Annotated in this window: 23 protein-coding genes and 3 tRNA genes; 22 read left to right on the top strand and 4 right to left on the bottom strand. The window is 71.7% G+C overall.

What is annotated here, in order from left to right; genetic code table 11:
* Positions 1–306 precede the first annotated feature (306 nt).
* From ABD358_RS12890 to ABD358_RS12835, 12 genes are all read left to right on the top strand, one after another.
* A complete protein-coding gene (locus ABD358_RS12890; RefSeq protein WP_344631085.1) occupies positions 307–3,636 on the top strand; it encodes a sensor histidine kinase in 3,330 nt (1,109 codons plus the stop codon).
* Positions 3,637–3,646: 10 nt separating this feature from the next.
* On the top strand, positions 3,647–4,060 hold the full coding sequence (locus tag ABD358_RS12885) for a roadblock/LC7 domain-containing protein (RefSeq protein WP_155072008.1): 414 nt from the start codon (positions 3,647–3,649) through the stop codon (positions 4,058–4,060).
* A 107-nt stretch (positions 4,061–4,167) separates the two neighbouring features.
* Entirely contained in the window at positions 4,168–4,794 is a 627-nt protein-coding gene (locus ABD358_RS12880) for a DUF742 domain-containing protein (protein ID WP_344631084.1), read from the top strand.
* Positions 4,775–5,353, top strand: a complete 579-nt coding sequence (locus ABD358_RS12875) for a GTP-binding protein (RefSeq protein WP_344631083.1) — start codon at positions 4,775–4,777, stop codon at positions 5,351–5,353. Before ABD358_RS12880 ends, ABD358_RS12875 begins: the two co-directional genes overlap by 20 nt.
* Positions 5,354–5,483: 130 nt before the next feature.
* Positions 5,484–6,266, top strand: coding sequence for a fumarylacetoacetate hydrolase family protein (locus ABD358_RS12870; RefSeq protein ID WP_344631082.1), 783 nt, complete (start codon positions 5,484–5,486; stop codon positions 6,264–6,266).
* A complete protein-coding gene (gltX, locus tag ABD358_RS12865; RefSeq protein WP_344631081.1) occupies positions 6,259–7,749 on the top strand; it encodes a glutamate--tRNA ligase in 1,491 nt (496 codons plus the stop codon). Before ABD358_RS12870 ends, gltX begins: the two co-directional genes overlap by 8 nt.
* Before the next feature lie 248 nt (positions 7,750–7,997).
* The gene (locus ABD358_RS12860; protein WP_344631080.1) at positions 7,998–8,468 is read left to right on the top strand and encodes a hypothetical protein; all 471 of its coding nucleotides are present in this window, start codon (positions 7,998–8,000) and stop codon (positions 8,466–8,468) included.
* Positions 8,465–10,297 carry an alpha/beta hydrolase gene (locus ABD358_RS12855; protein ID WP_344631079.1) on the top strand — a complete coding sequence of 611 codons (1,833 nt, stop codon included), beginning with the start codon at positions 8,465–8,467 and terminating at the stop codon, positions 10,295–10,297. The genes ABD358_RS12860 and ABD358_RS12855 overlap by 4 nt, the downstream gene beginning before the upstream one ends.
* Positions 10,294–10,914, top strand: a complete 621-nt coding sequence (locus ABD358_RS12850; protein ID WP_344631078.1) for a hypothetical protein — start codon at positions 10,294–10,296, stop codon at positions 10,912–10,914. Before ABD358_RS12855 ends, ABD358_RS12850 begins: the two co-directional genes overlap by 4 nt.
* 1,007 nt (positions 10,915–11,921) lie before the next feature.
* A tRNA-Gln gene (locus ABD358_RS12845) sits at positions 11,922–11,993 on the top strand.
* 23 nt (positions 11,994–12,016) lie between these two features.
* Positions 12,017–12,089: transfer RNA gene (locus tag ABD358_RS12840), tRNA-Glu, on the top strand.
* Between the two features lie 26 nt (positions 12,090–12,115).
* A tRNA-Glu gene (locus ABD358_RS12835) sits at positions 12,116–12,188 on the top strand.
* A 294-nt stretch (positions 12,189–12,482) separates the two neighbouring features.
* Here the strand turns inward: ABD358_RS12835 and ndgR are convergent.
* Complete coding sequence (ndgR, locus tag ABD358_RS12830; RefSeq protein ID WP_031508230.1) at positions 12,483–13,202, bottom strand: IclR family transcriptional regulator NdgR; 720 nt, start codon at positions 13,200–13,202, stop codon at positions 12,483–12,485.
* Between the two features lie 149 nt (positions 13,203–13,351).
* Between ndgR and leuC the strand changes: the two genes are divergently transcribed.
* From leuC to ABD358_RS12805, 5 genes are all read left to right on the top strand, one after another.
* Positions 13,352–14,776, top strand: a complete 1,425-nt coding sequence (gene leuC, locus ABD358_RS12825) for a 3-isopropylmalate dehydratase large subunit (protein ID WP_344631077.1) — start codon at positions 13,352–13,354, stop codon at positions 14,774–14,776.
* A gap of 8 nt (positions 14,777–14,784) precedes the next feature.
* Positions 14,785–15,378: a 3-isopropylmalate dehydratase small subunit gene (leuD, locus tag ABD358_RS12820; protein WP_344631076.1), complete on the top strand. Its 594-nt coding sequence runs from the start codon at positions 14,785–14,787 to the stop codon at positions 15,376–15,378.
* 264 nt (positions 15,379–15,642) lie between these two features.
* Positions 15,643–15,897, top strand: coding sequence for an SCO5555 family protein (locus tag ABD358_RS12815; protein ID WP_344631075.1), 255 nt, complete (start codon positions 15,643–15,645; stop codon positions 15,895–15,897).
* A gap of 133 nt (positions 15,898–16,030) precedes the next feature.
* A complete protein-coding gene (locus tag ABD358_RS12810) occupies positions 16,031–16,618 on the top strand; it encodes an HU family DNA-binding protein (RefSeq protein WP_344631074.1) in 588 nt (195 codons plus the stop codon).
* Positions 16,619–16,707: 89 nt separating this feature from the next.
* A complete protein-coding gene (locus ABD358_RS12805; RefSeq protein ID WP_344631073.1) occupies positions 16,708–16,911 on the top strand; it encodes a hypothetical protein in 204 nt (67 codons plus the stop codon).
* Here the strand turns inward: ABD358_RS12805 and cofC are convergent.
* A complete protein-coding gene (gene cofC / locus ABD358_RS12800) occupies positions 16,883–17,548 on the bottom strand; it encodes a 2-phospho-L-lactate guanylyltransferase (RefSeq protein ID WP_344631072.1) in 666 nt (221 codons plus the stop codon). The genes ABD358_RS12805 and cofC overlap by 29 nt on opposite strands.
* Positions 17,549–17,691: 143 nt before the next feature.
* On the opposite strand from cofC, the gene ABD358_RS12795 reads away from it, so the two are divergent.
* From ABD358_RS12795 to ABD358_RS12785, 3 genes are read left to right on the top strand one after another with little or no spacing between them, the layout of a single operon-like run.
* Complete coding sequence (locus ABD358_RS12795) at positions 17,692–18,516, top strand: lysophospholipid acyltransferase family protein (RefSeq protein WP_344631071.1); 825 nt, start codon at positions 17,692–17,694, stop codon at positions 18,514–18,516.
* Positions 18,513–19,514 (top strand): NAD(P)H-dependent glycerol-3-phosphate dehydrogenase, encoded by a 1,002-nt coding sequence (locus ABD358_RS12790; protein ID WP_344631070.1) that lies wholly within the window; start codon positions 18,513–18,515, stop codon positions 19,512–19,514. The genes ABD358_RS12795 and ABD358_RS12790 overlap by 4 nt, the downstream gene beginning before the upstream one ends.
* Before the next feature lie 39 nt (positions 19,515–19,553).
* Positions 19,554–20,711, top strand: a complete 1,158-nt coding sequence (locus ABD358_RS12785) for a D-alanine--D-alanine ligase family protein (protein ID WP_344631069.1) — start codon at positions 19,554–19,556, stop codon at positions 20,709–20,711.
* Positions 20,712–20,784: 73 nt separating this feature from the next.
* Here the strand turns inward: ABD358_RS12785 and ABD358_RS12780 are convergent, their stop codons facing one another.
* Together ABD358_RS12780 and ABD358_RS12775 are read right to left on the bottom strand one after the other, a co-directional pair.
* A complete protein-coding gene (locus ABD358_RS12780) occupies positions 20,785–21,345 on the bottom strand; it encodes a DUF3515 domain-containing protein (RefSeq protein ID WP_344631068.1) in 561 nt (186 codons plus the stop codon).
* Between the two features lie 20 nt (positions 21,346–21,365).
* Positions 21,366–21,599 (bottom strand): Lrp/AsnC family transcriptional regulator, encoded by a 234-nt coding sequence (locus ABD358_RS12775; protein WP_031508244.1) that lies wholly within the window; start codon positions 21,597–21,599, stop codon positions 21,366–21,368.
* 247 nt (positions 21,600–21,846) lie between these two features.
* Here ABD358_RS12775 and ABD358_RS12770 point away from each other — a divergent pair, with 247 nt between their 5' ends.
* Both ABD358_RS12770 and thiD read left to right on the top strand, forming a co-directional pair.
* A complete protein-coding gene (locus ABD358_RS12770) occupies positions 21,847–22,791 on the top strand; it encodes a thiamine-phosphate kinase (protein WP_344631067.1) in 945 nt (314 codons plus the stop codon).
* A 92-nt stretch (positions 22,792–22,883) separates the two neighbouring features.
* Entirely contained in the window at positions 22,884–23,690 is an 807-nt protein-coding gene (gene thiD, locus ABD358_RS12765; protein ID WP_344631066.1) for a bifunctional hydroxymethylpyrimidine kinase/phosphomethylpyrimidine kinase, read from the top strand.
* Positions 23,691–23,757: the final 67 nt, after the last annotated feature.

Below are 23,757 nucleotides of genomic sequence, written 5' to 3'. Positions count from 1 at the left end.
CGCCGGCCGCGGGCCGGGGCGGACGCGCCTCCGCGCTCGTCCGCCCCGGCCTTCATAACGTTTCGAAAGAGAATTGGGGCGCCGAGAACACTCGGCGCGAGCACCCCGCTCCCCAGCGCTTACAAAGTTTCGGCGGTTCATTGATGAGTGGGTGCTTATGTCCCTTTTGTTTCCCGTGTGTCGGGAGGCGCCGTCACAGGTCCAGGTGTTTGGAAAGCGCATGTCCGGCGTGCTGAAATTCGCTGAACTCAGCAGTAATCACGGTTGCATCGAAGACGATGGGCTGAAGCCGAGAGGTTTGGTCGAGTGAGGCGAAGCAAGTCGAGCTCCCCGCCCCGGGAGCCGCGGGGCAACTTCACGCCGCCGCAGCGCGTCGCGGAGGCGTCCTCCGACCTGCCCGGGAACGGCGGGGGAGCGGGTGGCGGAGGCGGCCGGTTCGGGATCCGCAACTGGCGCGTGGCCACCAGGCTCAACGCCATCCTGCTCATTCCCGTGCTCGTGGCCCTCGTCTTCGGCGGTTACCGGGTGCAGAGCTCCCTGGACACGCTGCGCGAGGCCGAGGAGGCCAACCGCACCGCCGAGCTGGTCCGGGCCGCCGCCACCTACGCCCACGCGCTGATCGACGAGCGGGACCGTACCGCCGCGCCGCTCCTCCAGGGCAACACGGACGACCCGGTGATCCAGGAGGTCCGCGGCGTCACCGACGCCGCCGCCGAGGAGTTCCACCGGCGCGTCGACGAGATGCCCGACCACCAGGGCCTCAAGCGACGCCTCGCCGCCTTCACCGAGGTCGAGCCGGGGCTGAAGGACCTGCGTGCGGCCGCCTACACCAAGCGTCTGAGCGGTGTGGAGACCGAAGAGGGCTACGTCCGGATCCAGCACCCGCTGATGGAGTTCGCCAACGAACTGGGACTGGGCACCGGCAACATCACCTCCTACGGCCGTACCGTCTACGCCATCTCGCTCTCCAAGGCCGCCAGTTCCCTCCAGCGCTCCATCGGTACCCACCTGCTGATCAAGCCCGGCCCCAAGGCGGAGGACAAGCGGCGCCAGCTCACCGCCTTCGCCTCGTACGCCTACCTGGAGCGCATCGCCCTCGACGAGTACCGCGGAGGCGGTACTCCCGAGGACTGGCAGATGCTGCAGCAGGAGCTCGCCAAGGCCGAGGAGGAGACCGAGGGCCGTATCGAGGAGGCCAGGGACGAGGCGGCCGCGGCCGGCGAGGACTTCACCGCCCCGCCGCTGGCCGACGAGATGATCCAGGCCATCGGCTCCGGCGCCTCGCCCCAGGCGCTGGCGGCGCGCGGCGTCACCGCGGAGAACTGGTACACGGTCGCCACCGGCGAGTTCAACGCCTACCGCACGGTGGAGAAGTCGTTCACCGACAGGGCGGTGGAGGAGACCGCGCAGATCGCGGACGACGCCCGGCAGGAAGCCATCGTCAACTCCGTCATCGTGCTGGTCGCCCTGCTGGTCGCCTTCGTCGTCGCCGGGATGATGGCCCGCTCCATGAGCAACAGCATGCGCCGGCTGCGCACCGCCGCTCTCGACGTGGCCCAGCAGCGGCTGCCGATGCTGGTGGACCAGCTCTCCCGCACCGACCCGGGCAAGGTCGACACCAGGGTCCAGCCCATCCCGATCAACAGCCGCGACGAGATCGGCGAGGTCGCCCGCGCCTTCGACCAGATCCACCGCGAGGCGGTCCGCCTCGCCGCCGAGCAGGCGATGCTGCGGGGCAACGTCAACGCGATCTTCACCAACCTCTCGCGCCGCAACCAGGGCCTCATCGAGGGCCAGCTCGCCCTCATCACGGAACTGGAGAACAACGAGGCCGACCCGGACCAGCTGGAGAACCTCTTCAAGCTGGACCACCTGGCGACCCGTATGCGCCGCAACGGCGAGAACCTCCTCGTCCTCGCGGGCGAGGAGCCCGGCCGCCGCTGGAACCAGCCGGTGCCGCTGGTGGACGTGCTGCGCGCCGCCTCCTCCGAGGTGGAGGACTACGAACGCATCGAGCTGTCCGGCGTGCCGGACAGCGAGATCCACGGCGCCGTCGTCACCGACCTGGTGCACCTGCTGGCCGAGCTGCTGGAGAACGCCACCTCGTTCTCCTCGCCGCAGACGAAGGTCCGCGTCACCGCGACCCGGCTGCCCGACGGCCGCGTGATGATCGAGATCCACGACAAGGGCATCGGTCTGACGCCCGAGGACTTCGCCGACATCAACCACAGGCTGGCCAACCCGCCGACGGTGGACGCGGCCATCTCGCAGCGCATGGGCCTGTACGTGGTCGGCCGCCTGGCCGCCCGGCACGGCATCCGCGTCCAGCTCCGCCCCTCCGGTGAGCAGGCGGGCACCACCTCGCTGGTCATGCTCCCGGAGAAGATCACCCACGGCGGCGGCGGCGAGGAGCAGCCCGAGGAGGACTTCACCGTCTCCCGGATCGTCCCCGAGCAGCCGCAGACCGTGCAGCAGTCCGCGCACGGGGAGCAGCGGCAGCTCTCCGCCGCCGAGCTGGGCTTCGACGACTCCCGCTACGGTTCCCCGGCGCAGCCGCAGGACGCCGCCTCCTCCCTCCTGGACCCGGTGGGCCGGTCGCTGATGCGCGAGGAGCGCCGGGCGGCTCTGGAGGCGCAGTACGCGCAGCAGCCGCAGCAGCAGCCGCAGCCGCAGGCGCCGTACCAGCCGGAGAACGGCGGATACGGCGGGGAGGGCGGCCAGGAGCAGTACGCCTCCGGCCGGCCGGCCGCCTACGACCCCGAGCAGACGGGGCAGTACGCCTCGCAGACAGGGTTCCCGCAGGACTCCTCCTACGGGCAGGACTCCTCCTACGGGCAGGACTCCTCCTACGGGCAGGACTCCTCCTACGGGGAGGACTCCTCCTACGGGCAGGAGCCCTCCTACGGGGAGGACTCCTCCTACGGACAGGACTCCTCCTACGGACAGCAGGAGTACCAGGGCGAGTACCGGGCCGAGTACCAGCAGGACTACCAGGCCGAGTACCCGCAGCAGGGCTACCGGCAGGGCGAGTACGCTCCGGACCGCCAGGGGGACCACGGATCCGGGTACGACGGCGGCCCCTACGGCGCCGACCGGGGGGCCGGACCGGAAGCGGAATCCGCTCCCGGCGCTCCCGAAGACGGCCGGGAAAGCGTAGGCTTCAACCGACCGGGAGTCTCCCCGGACGGCTCTGCCTCCTTGACCGGCGCGGGACTTCCCCGCCGCGAGCGGAACTGGCAGCAGTCCCAGGAGACCCCGGGCACGCAGTACCAGCCACAAACGGAATCACCGGAGGTGCCTCGTCAGGGGGATCTTCCCGATGACTCCGGATGGCGTGCGGCGAATGACGAGCGCCGGCAGCGGGCGGAGCGGATCCGTGACCCCAAGGCCGGCGGAGTCACTGCCTCCGGCCTGCCCCGCCGTGTCCCCAAGGCCAACCTGGTCGCGGGCACCGCGGAAGGCGAACAGGCACCCCAGGGCGGCCCTCAGGTCTCCCGCGACCCCGAGGACGTCCGAGGCAGGTTGAGCAACCTGCACCGCGGCGTCCGGAGGGGACGCACCGCGGGCGGCTCGGACGCCACCCAGAATGACCGACCGGGCTTCGGCCCCGGCAGCACCTACGATCAGGAGCGTTAGTGTGAGCCCGATGAGCCAGGCGGCGCAGAACCTGAACTGGTTGATCACCAACTTCGTGGAGAACACCCCGGGGGTGTCGCACACGGTGGTGGTCTCCGCCGACGGCCTCCTTCTGGCCATGTCCGAGGGGTTCCCGCGGGACCGTGCCGATCAGTTGGCGGCGGTCGCGTCGGGTCTGACCTCGCTGACCGCTGGTGCGTCGCGCATCTTCGAGGGGGGTGCGGTGAATCAGACGGTGGTGGAGATGGAGCGTGGGTTCCTCTTCATCATGTCGATTTCCGACGGTTCCTCGTTGGCGGTGCTGGCCCACCCGGAGGCGGACATCGGTCTGGTGGGGTACGAGATGGCCCTGCTGGTGGACCGGGCGGGTACGGTGCTGACCCCGGACCTCCGTGCCGAACTCCAGGGAAGCCTTCTCAACTAATAAGACGCCGTGCACATCGCGTCTCCGCGCCGTAGGGTGCGGGGACGCGATGGGCCCCGGTGGTCCCCGGAAGAGACGGCCTGACGTCCGGCAGTGGAGGAGGAGACGTGGCAACGCCCCCAGGCGGTTCCTACGGCGGTGAGCACCGTTCCCAGCAGCCGCAGCACGACCCGCGGATGAAGCGGTTCAACTTCCCCTCGACTCCGAGCCGGCAGTGGCAGACGCCGGCGTCCCAGCCCTACGAACAGCCACAGCCGTATCAAGAGCCACAGCCGTACCAGCAGCCGCATCCGTACCAGCAGCCTCAGCAGGCGCCGCAGGCCCCTCCCCGTTCCGGCGGGGAAGAGCACACGGCGCGGGGCCTCCGCGCCCAGCAGGGGAACCGCGGCGAGTCGGCGCCCCTGGTGCGGCCGTACGCCATGACCGGGGGCCGTACGCGCCCGCGCTACCAGCTCGCCATCGAGGCGCTGGTGCACACCACGGCGCAGCCGGCCCAGCTCCAGGGCCAGCTCCCCGAACACCGGCGGATCTGCCATCTGTGCTACGAGATCAAATCGGTAGCAGAGATCTCCGCACTTCTCTCCATTCCTTTGGGCGTCGCCCGTATCCTCGTGGCCGACCTGGCCGAGGCCGGTCTCGTCGCCATCCACCAGCCCGGCGGCGACGAGTCCGCCGGTGGCCAGCCAGATGTGACACTGCTCGAAAGGGTGCTCAGTGGACTTCGCAAGCTCTAGCGGTGCAGCCCGCTCCACCACCTCCGCGAAGATCGTGGTGGCGGGCGGCTTCGGCGTGGGCAAGACGACCTTCGTGGGCGCCGTGTCGGAGATCAACCCGCTGCGCACCGAGGCCGTGATGACCGCCGCGTCGGCGGGGATCGACGACCTGACCCACACCGGGGACAAGACCACGACGACCGTGGCGATGGACTTCGGCCGGATCACGCTGGACCAGGACCTGATCCTGTACCTGTTCGGCACGCCGGGCCAGGACCGGTTCTGGTTCATGTGGGACGACCTGGTGCGCGGCGCGATCGGCGCGGTGGTGCTGGTGGACACCCGCCGGCTGGCGGACTGCTTCCCGGCGGTGGACTACTTCGAGAACTCGGGTCTGCCGTTCGTCATCGCCCTCAACGGCTTCGACGGTCACCAGCCGTACACGCCGGACGAGGTGCGCGAGGCGCTGCAGATCGGTCCGGACGCGCCGATCATCACCACCGACGCCCGTCACCGGGCCGAGGCCAAGAGCGCGCTGATCACCCTGGTCGAGCACGCCCTCATGGCACGTCTGCGCTGACGGACCGCCGCCGGCGCACGGTCCGCCGGCCCCACAACGCGCGCGGCATGGGCCCCGCACACCCCCGGTGTGCGGGGCTTACCCTTGAGTGTCAACTCCCACCCGCGATCAACGAGGGGCAGCACCACCCGTGCGCATCGCCAGATTCTCCATCGACGGCAACGTCGCGTTCGGAGTCGTGGAAGGGGACGCCCGGAGCGGCGACGGCCTCGTCCTCGACATCATCAAGGGCCATCCCTTCGCCGAGTTCGAACGCTCGGGCAAACGGATCCCCCTGGACAAGGTCCGGCTGCTGCCGCCCGTGCTGCCCAACAAGGTGGTGGCGATCGGCCGGAACTACGCCGAGCACGCCGCGGAGATGGGCAACGAGGTCCCCGAGGTGCCGGTGGCGTTCTTCAAGCCCTCCACCTCGGTGATCGGCCCCGACGACCCCATCGTCTACCCGTCCTTCTCCCGCGAGGTGCACCACGAGGCGGAGCTGGCCGTGGTGATCGGCCGGATGTGCAGCCAGGTGCCCCGCGAGCGGGTGGCGGACGTCATCCTCGGCTACACCTGCGCCAACGACGTCACCGCCCGTGACACCCAGCGCACCGAGGCCCAGTGGGCCAGGGCCAAGGGCTTCGACAGCTCCTGTCCGCTGGGGCCGTGGATCGTCACCGACGTCGACCCCTCGGACCTGGCCGTCATGTGCACCGTCAACGGCGAGCAGCGGCAGCTCGGCCGCACCGGCCAGATGGTGCGCTCCGTCGAGGACCTCGTCGTCCACATCACCGAGGCCATGACGCTCCTGCCCGGCGACGTCATCCTCACCGGCACCCCGGCGGGTGTCGGACCCCTCAACGTCGGCGACGAGGTCGCCGTCACCATCGAAGGCATCGGCACTCTCACCAACAAGGTGATCAAGCGTGGCTAGCGCATCTGACGTACGCGTACGGTTCTGTCCCTCGCCGACCGGCAACCCCCACGTGGGCCTGGTCCGCACCGCCCTGTTCAACTGGGCCTTCGCCCGGCACCACGGCGGCACCTTCGTCTTCCGCATCGAGGACACCGACGCGGCCCGCGACTCCGAGGAGTCCTACGAGCAGCTCCTGGACTCGATGCGCTGGCTGGGCTTCGAGTGGGACGAGGGCCCCGAGGTCGGCGGCCCGCACGCCCCGTACCGCCAGTCGCAGCGGATGGACCTCTACGCCGACGTCGCGCGCAGGCTCCAGGAGGCCGGCCACGCCTACCGCTGCTACTGCACCGCGGAGGAGCTGGACGAGCGCCGCGAGGCCGCCAGGAAGGCGGGGAAGCCCTCCGGGTACGACGGCAGGTGCCGGAACCTCACCGAGGAGCAGATCGCCGCGTACGAGGCCGAGGGACGTCCCTCGATCGTCCGCTTCCGGATGCCGGACGAGCCCATCACCTTCACCGACCTGGTCCGCGGCGAGCTGACCTTCACCCCGGAGAACGTCCCCGACTACGGCATCGTCCGGGCCAACGGCGCCCCGCTGTACACGCTGGTCAACCCGGTCGACGACGCGCTGATGGAGATCACCCACGTCCTGCGCGGCGAGGACCTCCTCTCCTCCACCCCGCGGCAGATCGCCCTGTACCGGGCGCTGGCCGAGATCGGCGTGGGCAACGGGAGCGTCCCGGAGTTCGGGCACCTGCCGTACGTGATGGGGGAGGGCAACAAGAAGCTCTCCAAGCGCGACCCGCAGTCCTCGCTCAACCTCTACCGCGAGCGCGGGTTCCTCCCCGAGGGCCTGCTCAACTACCTCGCCCTGCTGGGCTGGTCGATCGCCGAGGACCGGGACATCTTCTCGATGGACGAGATGGTCGCGGCCTTCGACATCGGGGCCGTCAACGCCAACCCGGCGCGCTTCGACCTCAAGAAGTGCGAGGCCATCAACGCCACGCACATCCGGGAGCTGGACACCAAGGAGTTCATCGCCCGGTGCGAGCCGTGGCTGAGGGCTCCGCACGCCCCGTGGGCGCCGGAGAAGTTCGACCGCGCCGCCTTCGAGGCCCTCGCGCCCCTGGCCCAGACCCGGGTGACCGTCCTGTCGGACATCACCGCCAACGTCGACTTCCTCTTCCTGGACGAGCCGGTGGAGGACGAGGCGTCCTGGAGCAAGGCGATGAAGCCCGGTGCGGACGCCCTGCTGCGCACCGCCCGCGCCAGGCTGGCGGACGCGGACTGGAACGCCGAGGCGCTCAAGGAGGCCGTCCTGGCGGCAGGCGAGGAGCACGGCCTGAAGCTGGGCAAGGCCCAGGCCCCGATCCGGGTGGCGGTCACCGGCCGCACCGTCGGCCTGCCGCTGTTCGAGTCGCTGGAGGTGCTCGGCCGCGACCGCACCCTGGCCCGCGTGGACGCCGCCCTGGCGAAGCTGGAGGCCGCCGCGGAGGCGTGAGACCCCGCGGTTCCCCGCCCTGACCGGGAGTGCCGAGGAAGGCCGTGCCTTCCTCGGCACTCCCATGCCGCCTCCGTGTTCCGGCCGTGCCGCGCGAAGCGGACCGAGTAGGGCCGCCGGTGTGCGGGACCGGGCCGACCGGACAGAGCGGTCGTCACAGCGGAGCGTCACCGAGGGTCTACGCTCGGTGGCGCAGTGGCGATTCGGTCCGCCCGTGCGGGACGCCGGGTGGACGGGGAGGACGGGGCATGGCGACCGAGGAGGCTTCGGCCTGCTGGCACCACCTGATCGAGCTGGCAGGGCGGCCCAGGGACGGGGCGGCGGTGAACTCCCCCGGTGGGGAGGGGGCGCGCATGTCCCTGGCCTCCGCCGGCGGAAGGGCGGACACCGGCGGAGGTGACGGTCTCGAGCAGAGCGCAGGGCCGTGGATCAAGGCGGCCGGAGTCGCCGGGGACCTCCGGGAAGGCGCTCGGTCGTCCCTGGCCCGGCTCGGCGCATCACACCGGAGGGTGACTTCGGAGGGGCGCGGACTGGAGAGCGTGCGGGCGCTGGGAGCGGTCCGTTCGTCCTGGGAAGCGCGTCTGAGGGATGTGCGGGACGAGTGCGACGCCCTGGACGCCGGGCTGCGGAACGTCGCCGGGCTCCACGACGACAACGAGCACCGCGTGAAGTCCTCGTTCCAGAAGCGGAGCGCGGACCGTGACGGGGACGCGCGGTGACGGCGCCGGACCTGGGAGGACTGACCTGGCAGGAGCTCCGCGACCTCGACCTGTCGGGAGTCGGGGACGCCGCGGACGGCTGGCGCGGTGTCGGCGGCTGGGCGGACTCGGCGCGGACACGGGTCGACAACGAGATGACGGCCGGGCTCCGCGAGACCCAGAGGGGAGAGGCGGAGAGAGCGGCCGTGAAGCGGCTGGTGCGCCTGAGCGAGAACTTTCGGTACATCCATGTCGAGTGCGGGATGGTGCGCACGTCGCTGGACGGACTGGCCGCCGAGCTGAGGCCGGTGCAGAAGAGCCTCAGGGACGCGCTCGCGGAGGCGGAGAGCCGGAAGTTCACGGTGCACGACGACGGGACGGTCGGCTATCCGGCGGCGGGAAAGGACCTTCTCGGGCAGGTCCCCGAAGGAGGGACGGCCAGGGAATCCGGACTCCTCGACGCGGCGGACCCGCTGCTGCGCAACCCCAACCCGAACCATGAGAGGGCGCAGGACATCGCCGACCGCATCGGGCGAGCCGTGAAGGACGCCCGGAGGATCGACGCGGAGTACGCGACGGCCCTGAGGAAGCTCAGGGCCGGACCGGGCCTGTCGGTGACGGACGCCATGTGGACGGACGCCGCCGGGGACCTGGCCACGGTGCGCAAGGCGACGGACGACCACCTCGGGGACGACATCCCCGAGGACGCCTCGCCCGCCGAGCGGAAGGAGTGGTGGGACAGCCTGGGCGAGGAGCAGCGGGAGCGGTACCTGGCCGTCTACCCCGACCGGATCGGCAACCTGGACGGCATCCCGTCCGAAGTGCGGGACAAGGCCAACCGAACGTACCTGCCGCTGCTCATGGGGAAGCTGGAGGCATCCGAGGACGAGCGGGCCAGGACGAAGCTCCAGGGGCTGGAGGTCATCGACCGCGAACTGCGCGAGGGGAGCCACCCGCCGATGCTCCTGCTCGGCATCGGAGACCAGGGGAACGGCCGCGCGATCGTCAGCTACGGAAACCCGGACACGGCGAAGAACGTGGCGGCCTACGTGCCGGGGCTGGGAACAGCGCTGGACAGGGACTTCGCGACCAACGACCTCAAGCGGGCGAGGGACACCGCGATCGGAGCCCAGAAGTACGATCCGTCCAGTGCCGCCATCGTCTGGCTCGGATACGACGCACCGCAACTGCCCGCAGAGGAGGCGGCGGGCAACGCGGCGGTCATGAGTCCCCACCACGCCCGGGCCGGGGCACCCGCGTACAACAGCTTCATGAGCGGTGTCTCGGCGACGAACGAGAACGCCGATCCCCATGTCACGGCCATCGGCCACTCATACGGTTCGCTCACGGTCGGACAGGCCGCACAACGACCCGGGGGAATTCCGGGAGCCGACGACATCATCCTGATCGGCAGTCCGGGAACGGGCGCGGAGAAAGCGGAGGACCTGAACGTGGGGAAGGGGAACGTGTACGTCGGCGCGGCGGAGAACGACCCGGTGACAAAACTCCCGTCTCGCCCGGAGGGAAGCGGGCTCCTGAAGGAGGGAGCGAAAGGCTTCCTCACGAATGGTCCTCTGGGGGGCGTGCTGGGAGGAGTCAGGGGATACGTGCTCGGTGACGTGGCGAGCGACGACGAGGACGTGTGGTTCGGCACGGACCCGGCAAGCGAGGAGTTCGGCGCCAAGCGTTTCAAGGTGGACGACGGGCCACGGCCGTTCGTCGACGGCGAGGGCCCCACACCGGCGCACTCCAACTACTTCAACCCGGGGAAGGACCAGGTGTCGGCGGACAACATTGCGGTTATTGTCGCCGGGCAGCCAGAAAAGATCATGACGGAGGATCCGCGGTGAAGTTTCGTGACATCGCGGTCCTGTGTCTTGCCATACCACTCGCTGGGTGTGGGCTGACGGAGGGAGAAGGGGGCGGGTCTCAAGTCGACAGGGCGATCCTCAATATGAACATGGAAGAAGCGGCAAGGCGAGCCGATGGAATCCTGGCGGATACGCTGGGCAGCGTTAAGCCGGGAGTGGAGTGGACTCACCATGTCTCCACGGACGGCTCGTGCGCCGACGGGGAGCATGGCGCCACCGGCACAGGGCAGGTAACTCGACGGGTAGCGGTGATGACCGTCATCTCCGAGGAACGCCGGGGAAGTTTTCTCGGAGTGATCGAGAGGTTCTGGAAGAAAAGCGGATACCGTGTGCTGGCCGTCCGCGGAGATCAGGAGAGCCCTGCCATCTTCGTGGAAACGCCCGATGGGTTTCGAATCAACCTGACATTTGGGTACAAGGGGCAGGCGTTTTTCGACGCCGACACTCCCTGTGTCGAAGAGTCGCCGGTTCCCCCGCCGAGCACCGAGCCCAACGGGCCCGACTACTCGGGCGGGAAGATCCCGACCCCGAACAGGCGGTCGGACTTCTGGTCGGCGAGCTCGCCCGTACCGTCGGGGCTCCCGGCCGGCAAGTAGACGTGGCCGGGATCAGGGCTCCCGGCCACCCTCGTGGCACGGTTCCGCGGTCCCGTCCGCTCGGCCCCTGAGGGGGCCATCACTCATTCCCGCCGGGAGGCGGAGGGCTGCCGTCTGCGTAGGGCGCGGTGCAGTCGGCGTCACGGAGGACCGTGTCCTCGACTGTGGCCGCTCCCTCGAAGGAGCGGCCACAGGGCCCGGGGAGCGGTGAGCCCCGTCTTCGCTCGCCGAACCCGAACCCGCTGCCGGCCCCCGTGCCGCAGCCGCTCCTCACCCGGGCGAGCCGATCGGACGCGGTCTGCTTCACGAGCAGGTTTCCTCCGGCAACTCCTCGGCGTGCGGCAGCGATTCCCAGGGAGCATCGCCCGGGTTCCGGCGATCCCCCGGTGCGAGGCCGCGCCCCGGACCGTTTCCCCGTCGGTGCGCAGTCGGCCGTGGCTCTGGCGGCGGAGTCGACGGGAGCGTCATCCGGTGCGGGCACGTCTCCGGCCGCGCCGTCCGCCTTCGGCCGGCCGCCGGGGCGGCCGGGTTCTCGCCGGGTGCGGAGGCGGGTCGCGGCCTGTGGCTCCTCTCCCGGCCCGTCGGCCACGGAGCAGGCGCCCCTAGCCGGGGCGGTCCGGGCAGGAAGGTCCGGGCGGAGGACGTGAGGAAGCAGGCGCCGCGGAGACCGAGAGGGCCGGTCGCACCAGGGGAGGCGCCGCACGCGCACGGCCGGGGAGCGGCGGACCACGGTTGTGCCCCACCGGGCCGATTGCCACCGCTTGATCACCGGGGCGGGAGCCCGTGGGGCCCGGAGCGACCGTCCCCGGACGGAACCGGCCCGGGGGCCTGGCCGGGCCCCCTCCGTGGCCGGCCGCACCGGCCGCGGACGACCCGGCGGGAACTCGTTTTGGAGCATCGCCGGCGATCGGGTAATGTTCTTCCTGTCGCCGGGCGGGACGGACCGAAAGGCCGGAAACCGCAAGGCGATCACCCGAGCGAAAGCCTCGCAAGAGGTTGAGTTCTGGTGGGGTATGGTGTAATTGGCAGCACGACTGATTCTGGTTCAGTTAGTCTAGGTTCGAGTCCTGGTACCCCAGCGAGATCTTCTCGGAAGATCCAAGCCCCCGTTGTGTAGCGGCCTAGCACGCTGCCCTCTCAAGGCAGTAGCGCCGGTTCGAATCCGGTCGGGGGTACTCGGTCCCTAGGGACCGTGGCTAGGGCCCCCGTTGTGTAGCGGCCTAGCACGCCGCCCTCTCAAGGCGGTAGCGCCGGTTCGAATCCGGTCGGGGGTACAGAGCAGAAGAGATGGGCCCTCCGCTTCGGCGGAGGGCCCATCGGCGTTATGGGTGCGGCTTCCGGAATCCCGTCCCGTCGCCCCTCATGCCACGAGGCGCACAGGGCCGGGAGCCCGGTGCGGACGGCAGCGCCGGCCTTCCGCCTGCGGCCGCCGCCGGACGCGGTCGGTACGAGTGCCCCTCGTCACACCCGGTCCGGACGGCTCCGCCCTCCGGCCACCCGGGAAGACCACGAGCGGGCCGGAGAGGCGGGCCGCCGGGCGGATTGCGGCGGGTCCGCCCGGCCGCGCCTCAGCCGCCGTTGCGGCGCAGCGCCTCGGTGAGCCGGTTGGCGGCCTCCACGATCGCCTGGGCGTGCATACGGCCAGGGTGGCGGGTCAGGCGCTCGATCGGGCCCGAGACGGACACGGCCGCCACCACGCGGTTGGACGGTCCGCGCACGGGGGCGGAGACCGAGGCGACGCCGGGTTCGCGCTCGCCGATGGACTGGGCCCAGCCCCGCCGCCGGACGCCCGACAGGGCCGTCGCGGTGAAGCGGGCCCCCTGCAGGCCGCGGTGCAGCCTCTCGGGCTCCTCCCAGGCCATCAGGACCTGGGCGGCCGAGCCGGCCTTCATCGGCAGGGTGGAGCCCACCGGCACGGTGTCCCGCAGTCCGGACAGCCGTTCCGCCGCGGCCACGCAGATCCGCATGTCGCCCTGGCGCCGGTAGAGCTGGGCGCTCTCCCCGGTCACGTCGCGCAGGTGCGTGAGGATCGGGCCGGCCGAGGCGAGGAGGCGGTCCTCGCCCGCCGCGGCGGCCAGCTCGGCCAGCCGCGGACCCAGGATGAACCGGCCCTGCATGTCGCGGGCCACGAAACGGTGGTGTTCCAGGGCCACCGCCAGCCGGTGCGCCGTGGGGCGCGCCAGCCCGGTCGCTGCGACCAGCCCGGCGAGGGTGGCCGGACCGGACTCCAGAGCGCTCAATACCAGAGCCGCCTTGTCGAGTACGCCGACGCCGCTAGAGTTGTCCATGCAACGATACTCGCGTCTCACATTACGAAACGCAAGTTCAATCCTCCCCGAAAGCCGCCAAGCTTGGGTGACGGTCGCCACGCTCACGCGGACGTGGCGGCATGGACGTCGAGACGAGGCCGGCAGTGCTGCCGGCCGGAGGGAAAGCGATGGGACGGACACTCGCGGAGAAGGTCTGGGACGACCACGTCGTCCGGCGCGCGGAAGGCGAGCCCGACCTCCTCTACATCGACCTGCACCTGCTGCACGAGGTGACCAGCCCGCAGGCCTTCGACGGGCTCCGCAAGAGCGGGCGCCGGGTGCGGCGCACCGACCTGACCATCGCCACCGAGGACCACAACACCCCCACCATCGACATCGACAAGCCCATCGCCGACCCCGTCTCCCGTGTCCAGCTGGAGACGCTGCGCAAGAACTGCGCGGAGTTCGGGGTCCGGCTGCACCCGCTCGGCGACGTCGAGCAGGGCGTCGTCCACGTCGTGGGACCGCAGCTGGGACTGACCCAGCCGGGCATGACCGTGGTCTGCGGCGACAGCCACACCTCCACGCACGGCGCCTTCGGCGCGCTGGCGTTCGGCATCGGCACCAGCCAGGTCGAGCACGTCCTGGCCACCCAGACCCTGCCGATGGCCCCCTTCAAGACCATGGCCATCACGGTCGACGGCGAGCTGCCCGAGGGCGTGACCGCCAAGGACCTGATCCTGGCGATCATCGCGCGGATCGGCACCGGCGGCGGCCAGGGGTATGTGATCGAGTACCGGGGCTCGGCCATCGAGAAGCTGTCGATGGAAGCGCGGATGACCATCTGCAACATGTCCATCGAGGCCGGCGCCCGCGCCGGGATGATCGCCCCGGACGAGACCACCTTCGCCTACCTGAAGGGCCGGGAGCACGCGCCGGAGGGCGCCGACTGGGACGCCGCCGTGGAGTACTGGCGGACGCTGCGCACCGACGACGACGCCGTCTTCGACCACGAGGTGGTCATCGACGCCGCCGAGCTGGCGCCGTTCGTCACCTGGGGCACCAACCCCGGCCAGGGCGCGCCGCTGAGCGCGGCGGTGCCGGACCCGGACTCCTTCGCCGACCCCAGCGAGAAGCTGGCCGCCGCCAAGGCGCTGGAGTACATGGGCCTGGAGCCCGGCAAACCGCTGCGCGAGATCGCCGTGGACACCGTCTTCGTCGGCTCCTGCACCAACGGCCGCATCGAGGACCTGCGCTCGGCCGCCGAGATCCTGCGGGGCCGGAAGGTCGCCGACGGCGTGCGGATGCTGGTCGTGCCCGGTTCGGTGCGGGTCGCCCTCCAGGCCGTCGAGGAGGGGCTGGACAAGGTGTTCACCGAGGCCGGCGCCGAGTGGCGGCACGCGGGCTGCTCGATGTGCCTGGGCATGAACCCCGACCAGCTCAAGCCCGGTGAGCGCGCCGCGTCCACCTCCAACCGCAACTTCGAGGGCAGGCAGGGCAAGGGCGGCCGCACCCACCTGGTCTCCCCGCAGGTCGCCGCCGCCACCGCCGTGCTGGGCCACCTGGCCTCGCCCGCCGACCTGTCCGACGCAACCGAGCTCGCGGGAGTCTGAGCCAAGCCATGGAAGCCTTCACCACACACACCGGCCGCGCCGTCCCGCTGCGCCGCAGCAACGTCGACACCGACCAGATCATCCCCGCGCACTGGCTGAAGAAGGTCACCCGCGACGGTTTCGAGGACGGACTGTTCGAGGCCTGGCGCAAGGACCCGGAGTTCGTGCTCAACCGGCCCGAGCGGCAGGGCGCCACCGTGCTGGTCGCCGGGCCCGACTTCGGCACCGGGTCCTCCCGCGAGCACGCCGTCTGGGCGCTGCAGAACTACGGCTTCAAGACCGTGATCTCCTCCCGGTTCGCCGACATCTTCCGCGGCAACTCCCTGAAGAACGGCCTGCTCACGGTCGTCCTGCCGCAGGAGACCGTGGACCGGCTGTGGGAGCTGACCGAGGCCGACCCGGCGGTGGAGATCACCGTGGACCTCGTCGGGCGCAAGGTCACCGCGCCCGGCGTCGAGGCCGGCTTCGAACTGGACGAGAACGCCCGCTGGCGGCTGCTGGAGGGCCTGGACGACATCAGCATCACCCTGCAGCACGAGGACGACATCGCCGCCTACGAGGCGAAGCGGCCCTCCTTCAAACCGCGGACCCTCGCGGCCTGACCGCCGCTTCGGCGGGCGGTCCCGCCCCGAGAACGCCTGTGAGCGCCCCCGGCCCGAGCCGGGGGCGCTCGGGCTTTTGCGGACGCGGATCCGGGGAAGCCGGGGCGGGGAGACGGAGAAGACGGCGGGAAGCGGCGGCAGGCACACGGAGGGAGGGCGAAGTCACCGTTAGCCGTCCGGAGTTGGGCCATCCGCACATCCCCTTCCCCCCGCACGTTGGAGTCCTCCGGGACGACAAGTCGCCCTCAATGGCACAATCTGTGCATGGAACGCGACGGTCAACTCCCGCTCTACGACCTCGTCGCCGCCCGGCTGAAGGACGCGCACGCCACGGTGCGCGGGCTGCAAGTGCCCCAGGACGTACGGGCGGCGCTCGCCCGGAGACTCCTCGTCATCACGGCCGCGTCGAAACACGATCTGGCCGGTGCGGCACGGCGGCTGGAACGTCTGATGGAGGACATCGACAGGGGAGCTCTCCCCGCGGAACCGGAAGACCGGCGTGCGAAGGGAAGCACGTGATGGTCGATTCCGTTGCGGCACAAGGGTGATTCGTCCGTTTCGCGTTTGATTTGCGGTAAATATCTGCCTACCGTGCGAAAAAGCTCGGACACTCGGACAGATCCGTTCTGGCAACGCCTCCGAAGGGGAAGACGTGAACAAGGCGCAGCTCGTTGAAGCGATTGCCGACAAGCTCGGCGGACGACAGCAGGCGGCCGACGCGGTCGATGTGGTGCTGGACGCGATCGTCCGTGCGGTGGTCGCCGGGGACCGGGTCTCGGTCACCGGCTTCGGTTCGTTCGAGAAGGTCGAACGTCCGGCCCGCTACGCCCGCAACCCCCAGACCGGCGAGCGCGTCAGGGTCAAGAAGACCTCCGTTCCGCGCTTCCGCGCCGGACAGGGCTTCAAGGACCTGGTCAGCGGCGCGAAGAAGCTCCCCAAGAACGACGTGGCCGTGAAGAAGGCGCCCAAGGGCAGCCTCTCCGGCGGCACCGCCACCCGCAAGGCGACGGCGAAGAAGGCCGCGGCGAAGAAGGCCGCCCCGGCGAAGAAGGCCACGGCCGCCAAGAAGGCCACCACCGCGAAGACCACCGCCAAGAAGGCCACCGCCAAGAAGGCCACCGCCAAGAAGACCACCGCCAAGAAGGCCCCGGCGAAGAGGACCACGGCGAAGAAGGCCCCCGCCCGCAAGAGCCCGGCCCGCAAGACCACGGCGAAACGGGCCGCCACCGGCCGGAAGTGAGGCCGACGTGCACGACCGCGCCGGGCCGGGCTCCGGGGGGCCCGGCCCGCGGCCCGTTCCGGGCCCACCGCTCGTCTAGGCTCGTGGCCATGCAGGCCACCGCGTACACCTACGATCCCGCGACCCGCAGCGGCAGCGTACTCCTCGACGACGGCACCCCCCTCCCCTTCGGCGCCGACGCCTTCGACGCGGGCGGCCTGCGGCTGCTGCGCCCGGGCCAGCGGGTGCGGATCGAGACCGAGGACGAGGGCGGGGAACGCCGGATCACGCTGGTGACGCTGCAGACCTTCTGAGACCGCGCGTGTGCGGGCCCACACCCAGGGCCAGCGCCGCGGCCAGGTCCTCGCCGGTGTCCACGTCCCGCCGTACGCTCTCCACCCCGGACAAGGCGATCTCCACCGCCCCCGACCGCAGGTGACGGTCGCGCGAGGCGCCGCCGAAGGCCGGGGCCAGGGCGGCCCCGGGAGCCGCGGCCAGCAACGTGGTGCCCACCCCGGCGGCATCGGCCAGGAAGGCCCGCGGATGCGCCCGCGCGGCGGCGAGCACCCGCGCCAGCTCGGCCGGACGGAGCGCCGGCAGATCCGCGTTGAGCGCGGCCACCGCGGCCCCCGGGCGCCGCTCCCGTACGACCGCCTCGCCGTGCTCCAGCGCGGCGTTCAGGCCGGCGGCCGGGGTGTCCGGAACGGTCCGCGCCCCCGCGGCGGCCAGGGCCGCCCCCGCGCGGGGGTCGTCCGTGACGATCACCACATCTCCGACCAGCGGGCAGGCCAGCGCCGCGGCCACGGTGTCCCGTGCGAAGGCCAGCGCCAACTCGGGCCGCAGCCGCTCCCCGGCCGCCGCGGCCAGCCTGCTCTTCGCCAGGGCCAGGGGCTTGAGGGGCACGATCAGCGTCCAGGCGGCCGCGGTCCCCGATCCGTCCTCATGATGCATCGCCCCCATTCTCGCCGCCGCCGGATCCGCCCGCGGCCCCCGGGGTTACCGTGTGCTCGACAGGGTGGCGACCCGGGGCGACACTTGTGCGGTTGTTCCCGGCGGTACGAGCGCCGCCGCAGGCAAGAGGAGATGGTGTCCGGGTGTCCCGCCACAGAATCGGCTTCTGGTACCGCTTTGCCGCGTTTCTGGTGAAACCTCCCCTGTTGCTTCTGTTCAAGCGGGACTGGCGTGGAATGGAGCATATTCCGGCCGAGGGCGGATTCATCACCGTGGTGAATCACAACTCCTATCTCGACCCGCTCTCGTACGCGCATTTCCAGTACAACACCGGACGGGTTCCCCGCTTTCTCGCCAAGGACTCCCTGTTCAAGGGCGGATTCGTGGGCGCGGTGATGCGCGGCACCGGGCAGATCCCCGTCTACCGCGAGAGCGTCGACGCGGCCCACGCCTTCCGGGCCGCCGTCGAGGCGATCGACAAGGGCGAGTGCGTAGCCTTCTACCCCGAGGGCACCCTCACCCGCGACCCCGAGCTGTGGCCGATGGAGGGCAAGACCGGCGCCGCGCGCGTCGCCCTCCTCACCAAGGCGCCCGTCATCCCCGTCGCCCAGTGGGGGGCCCACGAGGCCGTACCGCCGTACGCGAAGGAGAAGCGGGTCCGGCTCTTCCCGCGCAAGACGCTCAAGGTGCTGGTCGGCCCGCCCCTCGACCTGTCGCGGTACTACGACAGGGAGCCCACTGCGGAACTGCTCCGCGAGGTCACCGACGTCATCATGGACGCGATCACAGGGCTGCTGGTCGAGTTGCGCGGCGAACCGGCGCCCGCCCGGCGCTACGACCGCCGCAGGGCGCTCGCCGCGGACCGGCGGGCGGCGCGGGACGCCGCGGAACCCGGCGGGGAAGAGAACGGCGCAGCCGGACGCGGCACGGCCGCCGGCGGCACGGCGGTCGAAGGGGAGAAGGCGTGACGCGAGTCGCCGTGTACGGCACCGGATCATGGGGCACCGCCTTCGCGATGGTGCTCGCCGACGCGGGCTGCGAGGTGACCCTGTGGGGACGCCGCGCGGAGCTGGCCGAGGCGGTCAACACCACCCGCACCAACCCCGACTACCTGCCGGGCGTCATCCTCCCCGAGGCCGTCCGCGCCACCACCGATCCCGCCGAGGCCGCCGACGGCGCGGAGTTCACGGTGCTGGCCGTGCCCTCCCAGACCCTGCGCGGAAACCTCTCCGCGTGGGCGCCGCTGCTGCCGTCCGACACCGTGCTCGTCTCCCTGATGAAGGGCGTCGAACTCGGCACGGCCAAGCGGATGAGCGAGGTCGTCGAGGAGATCACCGGAGCCGGACCGGACCGGATCGCGGTCCTCAGCGGCCCCAACCTCGCCCGGGAGATCGCCGAGCGGCAGCCCGCCGCCTCCGTCGTCGCCTGCCGTGACGAGGCCGTGGCCCGGCGCCTGCAAGCGGCCTGCCACACCCCGTACTTCCGCCCCTACACCAACACCGACGTCGTCGGCTGCGAACTCGGCGGGGCGGTGAAGAACGTCATCGCCCTGGCCGTCGGCATCGCCGACGGCATGGGCCTGGGCGACAACGCCAAGGCATCGCTGATCACCCGGGGACTGGCCGAGACCACCCGGCTCGGCCTGGCGATGGGGGCCGACGAGCACACCTTCGCCGGCCTGGCGGGCATGGGCGACCTGGTCGCCACCTGCTCCTCGCCCCTGTCGCGCAACAACACCTTCGGCCACAACCTCGGCAAGGGCATGAGCCTGGAGGAGACCATCGCGATCACCCGCCAGACCGCCGAGGGCGTCAAGTCCTGCGAGTCCGTGCTGGACCTGGCGCGGCGGCACGGAGTCGAGATGCCCATCACCGAGACCGTGGTCGGCATCGTCCACGAGGGCAAGCCGCCACTGGTCGCTCTGAAGGAATTGATGTCGCGCAGCGCCAAGGCCGAGCGCCGCTGACCGACCGAACACCGCTACGTTAGGTAATCTCGACCGGATATGAGCAGCCAGTCCTCTCCCCAGAACCCCCCGGCGGCCGGCCGCCGGCCGCGCGTCGCCGTCGTCTTCGGCGGACGCAGCTCCGAGCACGCGATCTCCGTGGTCACCGCGGGCGCCGTGCTGCGCGCCATCGACCGCACGGCCTACGACGTCCTGCCGATCGGCATCACCGCCGACGGCCGCTGGGCGCTGACCGCCGACGCCCCCGAGCGGATGGCGATCACGGGCAGCGACCTGCCGAGCGTGGAACAGCTCGCCGAGTCCGACACGGGCTCCGTCACGCTGCCCCTCGAACCGTCCAGCCGCGAGGTCGTCTACACCGAGCCGGGCTCGGTGCCCAAGGTGCTCGGCGAGGTCGACGTCGTCTTCCCCGTCCTGCACGGCCCCTACGGCGAGGACGGCACGCTCCAGGGACTGCTGGAACTCGCCGGCGTGCCCTACGTCGGCGCCGGCGTGCTCGCCTCGGCGGTCGGCATGGACAAGGAGTACATGAAGCGGGTCTTCACCTCCTTCGGGCTGCCCGTCGGCCCGTACACGGTGGTCCGGCCGCGCGAGTGGGAGAGGGACGAGGCCGCCGCCCGCAAGAAGATCGTGGACTTCGCGGGCGACCACGGCTGGCCGGTCTTCGTCAAGCCCGCCCGCGCCGGATCGTCCTTCGGCATCACCAAGGTCGACGACCTGGCCGGTCTGGACGAGGCGATCGCCGAGGCGCGGCGCCACGACCCGAAGATCGTCGTGGAGTCGCTGCTGCGCGGCCGCGAGATCGAGTGCGGCGTCCTGGAGTTCGAGGACGGCCCGCGCGCCAGCGTCCCGGCCGAGATCCCGCCGCCCGCCGCCCACGACTTCTACGACTTCGAGGCCAAATACATCGACTCGGCCGAGGGCGTCGTGCCCGCCCCGCTGACCGGGGAGCAGACCCGCGAGGTCCAGGAGCTGGCGGTGCGCGCCTTCGAGGCGGCCTCCTGCGAGGGCCTGGTCCGCGCCGACTTCTTCCTGCTGGACAGCGGCGAGTTCGTCATCAACGAGATCAACACCATGCCCGGCTTCACGCCCATCTCCATGTACCCGCGCATGTGGGCGGCGAGCGGCGTCGACTACCCCGAGCTGGTCGACCGCCTCATCCGGGCCGCACTGCGCCGCCCGACCGGGCTGCGCTGACCGCCGCGCCGGCCGGGAGGACGAGGAGGGGACGGACGGGCCGCCGCCGGGGAGGGCCGGAGGCGGCCGGACGTCATCCCGTCCCTCCCCCGTCGCGCGGCTTCTCCGCGGGAATCGCCCCGCGCACCGCGTCCGCGAGGTCGACCAGGGCGTTGATCTCCGGGGCGTACGCGTCGGGGACCGTCACGCGCACGAACACCGTCCGCTCGACGGTGGTGAACCGGTAGCCGCCCTCCTGCTCCTCCAGCAGCCAGGGGACGCCGTTCACCTCCGCCAGATCGGGTGTGGGGTTGTACTGCTCGCTGCCGGGCGTGAGCACCCCGGGCCGCGGCACCCCGCAGCCCAGCTCGATCGCCGGGTCCCCCCACACGGCGGCGTACGGCGCCCCGGACTCCGGCTCGGCCCGCGGCTGCCCCCCGACCCGCTCCGGCAGCGCGCCGTGCAGCGCGCGGCAGGCCGCGGCGGCCGGACCCGTGGGACTCGGGACGGGCGGACGGGGGCCGTCCCCGCCCGACGTACAGCCGGCGACCGTGACGAACACGGCCGCGGCGACGCTCAGTGGGACGAGCGGGGAGACGGCCGGGGACACCGGGGACGCGGCCGGAGGGAGGAGCCGGCGGGGCGAGAAGCTCACCGGGCGAGCATACGGGGGAGCTACAGATGCACGACCGGGCAGGTCAGGGTCCGGGTGATGCCCTCCACGCGCTGGATCCTGGCCACCACCATGCGACCCAGGTCGTCCACCGTGTCGGCCTGCGCGCGGACGATCACGTCGTAGGGACCGGTCACGTCCTCGGCCTGGATCACCCCCGGAATCCCGCCGATCACCTCGGCGACGGTCGACGCCTTGCCGACCTCGGTCTGAATCAGGATGTACGCCTGTACCACGGAACCTCCAGGGCGGCTACGAGGATCATGTGGAAAGAAGGGACGCCACGGTACCGCGTGGCCGACACCACAGGGGAGACCCGCACCGCGGGCGGGCGCGGCAGGCGATGGGGCGGCGGGCGGACCGGTCGGCCGCGGCGATACCGTTCGAGCGCACTGACGAAGGGGCACAAGGATGCTGAGTTCTCCCGGGGGGCAGTCTCCCCCTCGTTTCCCTGGGGAAGCCCCCAGGACTCCCGGCCGGACCGTGGGGGAGCTCGGGGAGTTCGGGCTGATCCGCGAACTGACCTCGCGGATCAGCCCCACCCCGGCCGTACGGATCGGCCCGGGCGACGACGCCGCCGTGGTCGCCGCGCCCGACCGGCGCGTGGTGGCCAGTACGGACGTGCTGCTGGAGGGGCGGCACTTCCGGCGCGACTGGTCCACCGCGTACGACGTGGGCCGGAAGGCCGCCGCGCAGAACCTGGCGGACATCGCCGCCATGGGGGCCGAGCCCACCGCGCTCCTGCTCGGGCTCGTCGTCCCGGCCGAGCTGCCGGCCACCTGGCCCACCGAGCTGATGGACGGCCTCCACGACGAGTGCCGGGTCGCGGGCGCGGCCGTGGTCGGCGGGGACGTGGTGCGCGGCGACACCATCACCGTGGCGATCACCGCCCTGGGCGACCTGCGCAACCGCGAGCCGGTCACCCGGGCCGGCGCGCGGCCCGGCGACGTCGTCGCGGTCACCGGCTGGCTGGGCTGGTCGGCCGCCGGGCACGCGGTGCTCGCCCGGGGCTTCCGCTCCCCGCGCGCCTTCGTCGAGGCCCACCGCCGCCCCGAGCCGCCCTACCACGCGGGCCCCGCCGCGGCCGAGCTGGGCGCGACCGCGATGACCGACGTCAGCGACGGGCTCGTCGCCGACCTCGGGCACATCGCCGAGGCCAGCAAGGTCCGCATCGACGTGCGCTCGGCCGCGCTGGACATCCCCGCCCAGATGTCCGACATCGGCCAGGCGGTGGGCGTCGACCCGCTGCAGTGGGTGCTCACCGGGGGAGAGGACCACGCGATCGTCGCCACCTTCCCCCCGGACGCCAAGCTTCCCGCCCGCTGGCGCCGCATCGGAGAGGTGCTCCACCCCTCCGCGGCGCCGCAGGTGACGGTGGACGGCGCGCCCTGGACCAGGGCCGGCGGCTGGGACCACTTCGGGGGCTGAGGACGCGGGGACGGTCCGGGGCCGGGGACCGGGCGGAAGCCCGCCCCGGACCGGACGGCTGACGCGGTGCGCCCCGGCCGTAGGCTGCGGTCATGCGTACACCACCACCGAGAGTGCTCACCGTCGCCGGATCCGACTCGGGCGGCGGGGCGGGCATCCAGGCCGACCTGAAGACCATGCTGGCGCTGGGCACCCACGGAATGAGCGTGATCACCGCCGTCACCGCGCAGAACTCCCTGGGAGTGCAGGGCGCCTGGGAGCTGCCCGCCGAGGCCGTGCGGCAGCAGTTCCGCAGCGTCGTGGACGACATCGGGGTCCAGGCGGTCAAGACCGGGATGCTGGCCACCGCCGAACTGGTCGAGACGGTCGCCGGCCTGCTCGGCGGCCTCGCCGTACCGGTGGTCGTCGACCCGGTCGGGGTCTCCAAGCACGGCGATCCGCTGCTGGCCCCCGAGGCGCTGGAGGTGGTGCGCACCGAACTGCTGCCGAAGGCCGCCGTCGCCACCCCCAACCTGGACGAGGTGACCCAGCTCACCGGCGTACGGGCCGAGACGGAGGCCGACCTGCCGCGCGCCGCGGAGGCGGTGCTGGCCCACGGGCCGCGGTGGGTGCTGATCAAGGGAGGCCATCTGAAGGACGGGGACGCCGCGGTGGACCTCCTCACCGACGGCACCGCCGAGCACTGGCTGCGCGCGCCGCGCCACGACAACCGCCACACCCACGGCACGGGCTGCACCCTCGCCGCCGCGATCGCCGCCGGGCTGGCGAAGGGCCACCCGGTCCCGGACGCGGTCGCGGCGGCCAAGGAGTACGTGACGGGCGCCATCGCCGGGGGCTTCGCCCTGGGCGGCGGCATCGGGCCGGTGGACCACGGCTGGCGCCTGGGCCGGGACGCCTGACCCGGCCCCGCGGCACACCCCCGAGCATGCCGAAAGGCCGGTCCACACGGAGTGGACCGGCCTGGCG

This window comes from Streptomyces glaucosporus (genome assembly GCF_039533345.1).
Lineage (GTDB): Bacteria > Actinomycetota > Actinomycetes > Streptomycetales > Streptomycetaceae > Streptomyces > Streptomyces glaucosporus.
Note: the sequence above shows the minus strand (reverse complement) of the source record. Positions and strands in the feature narration are given on the sequence as shown.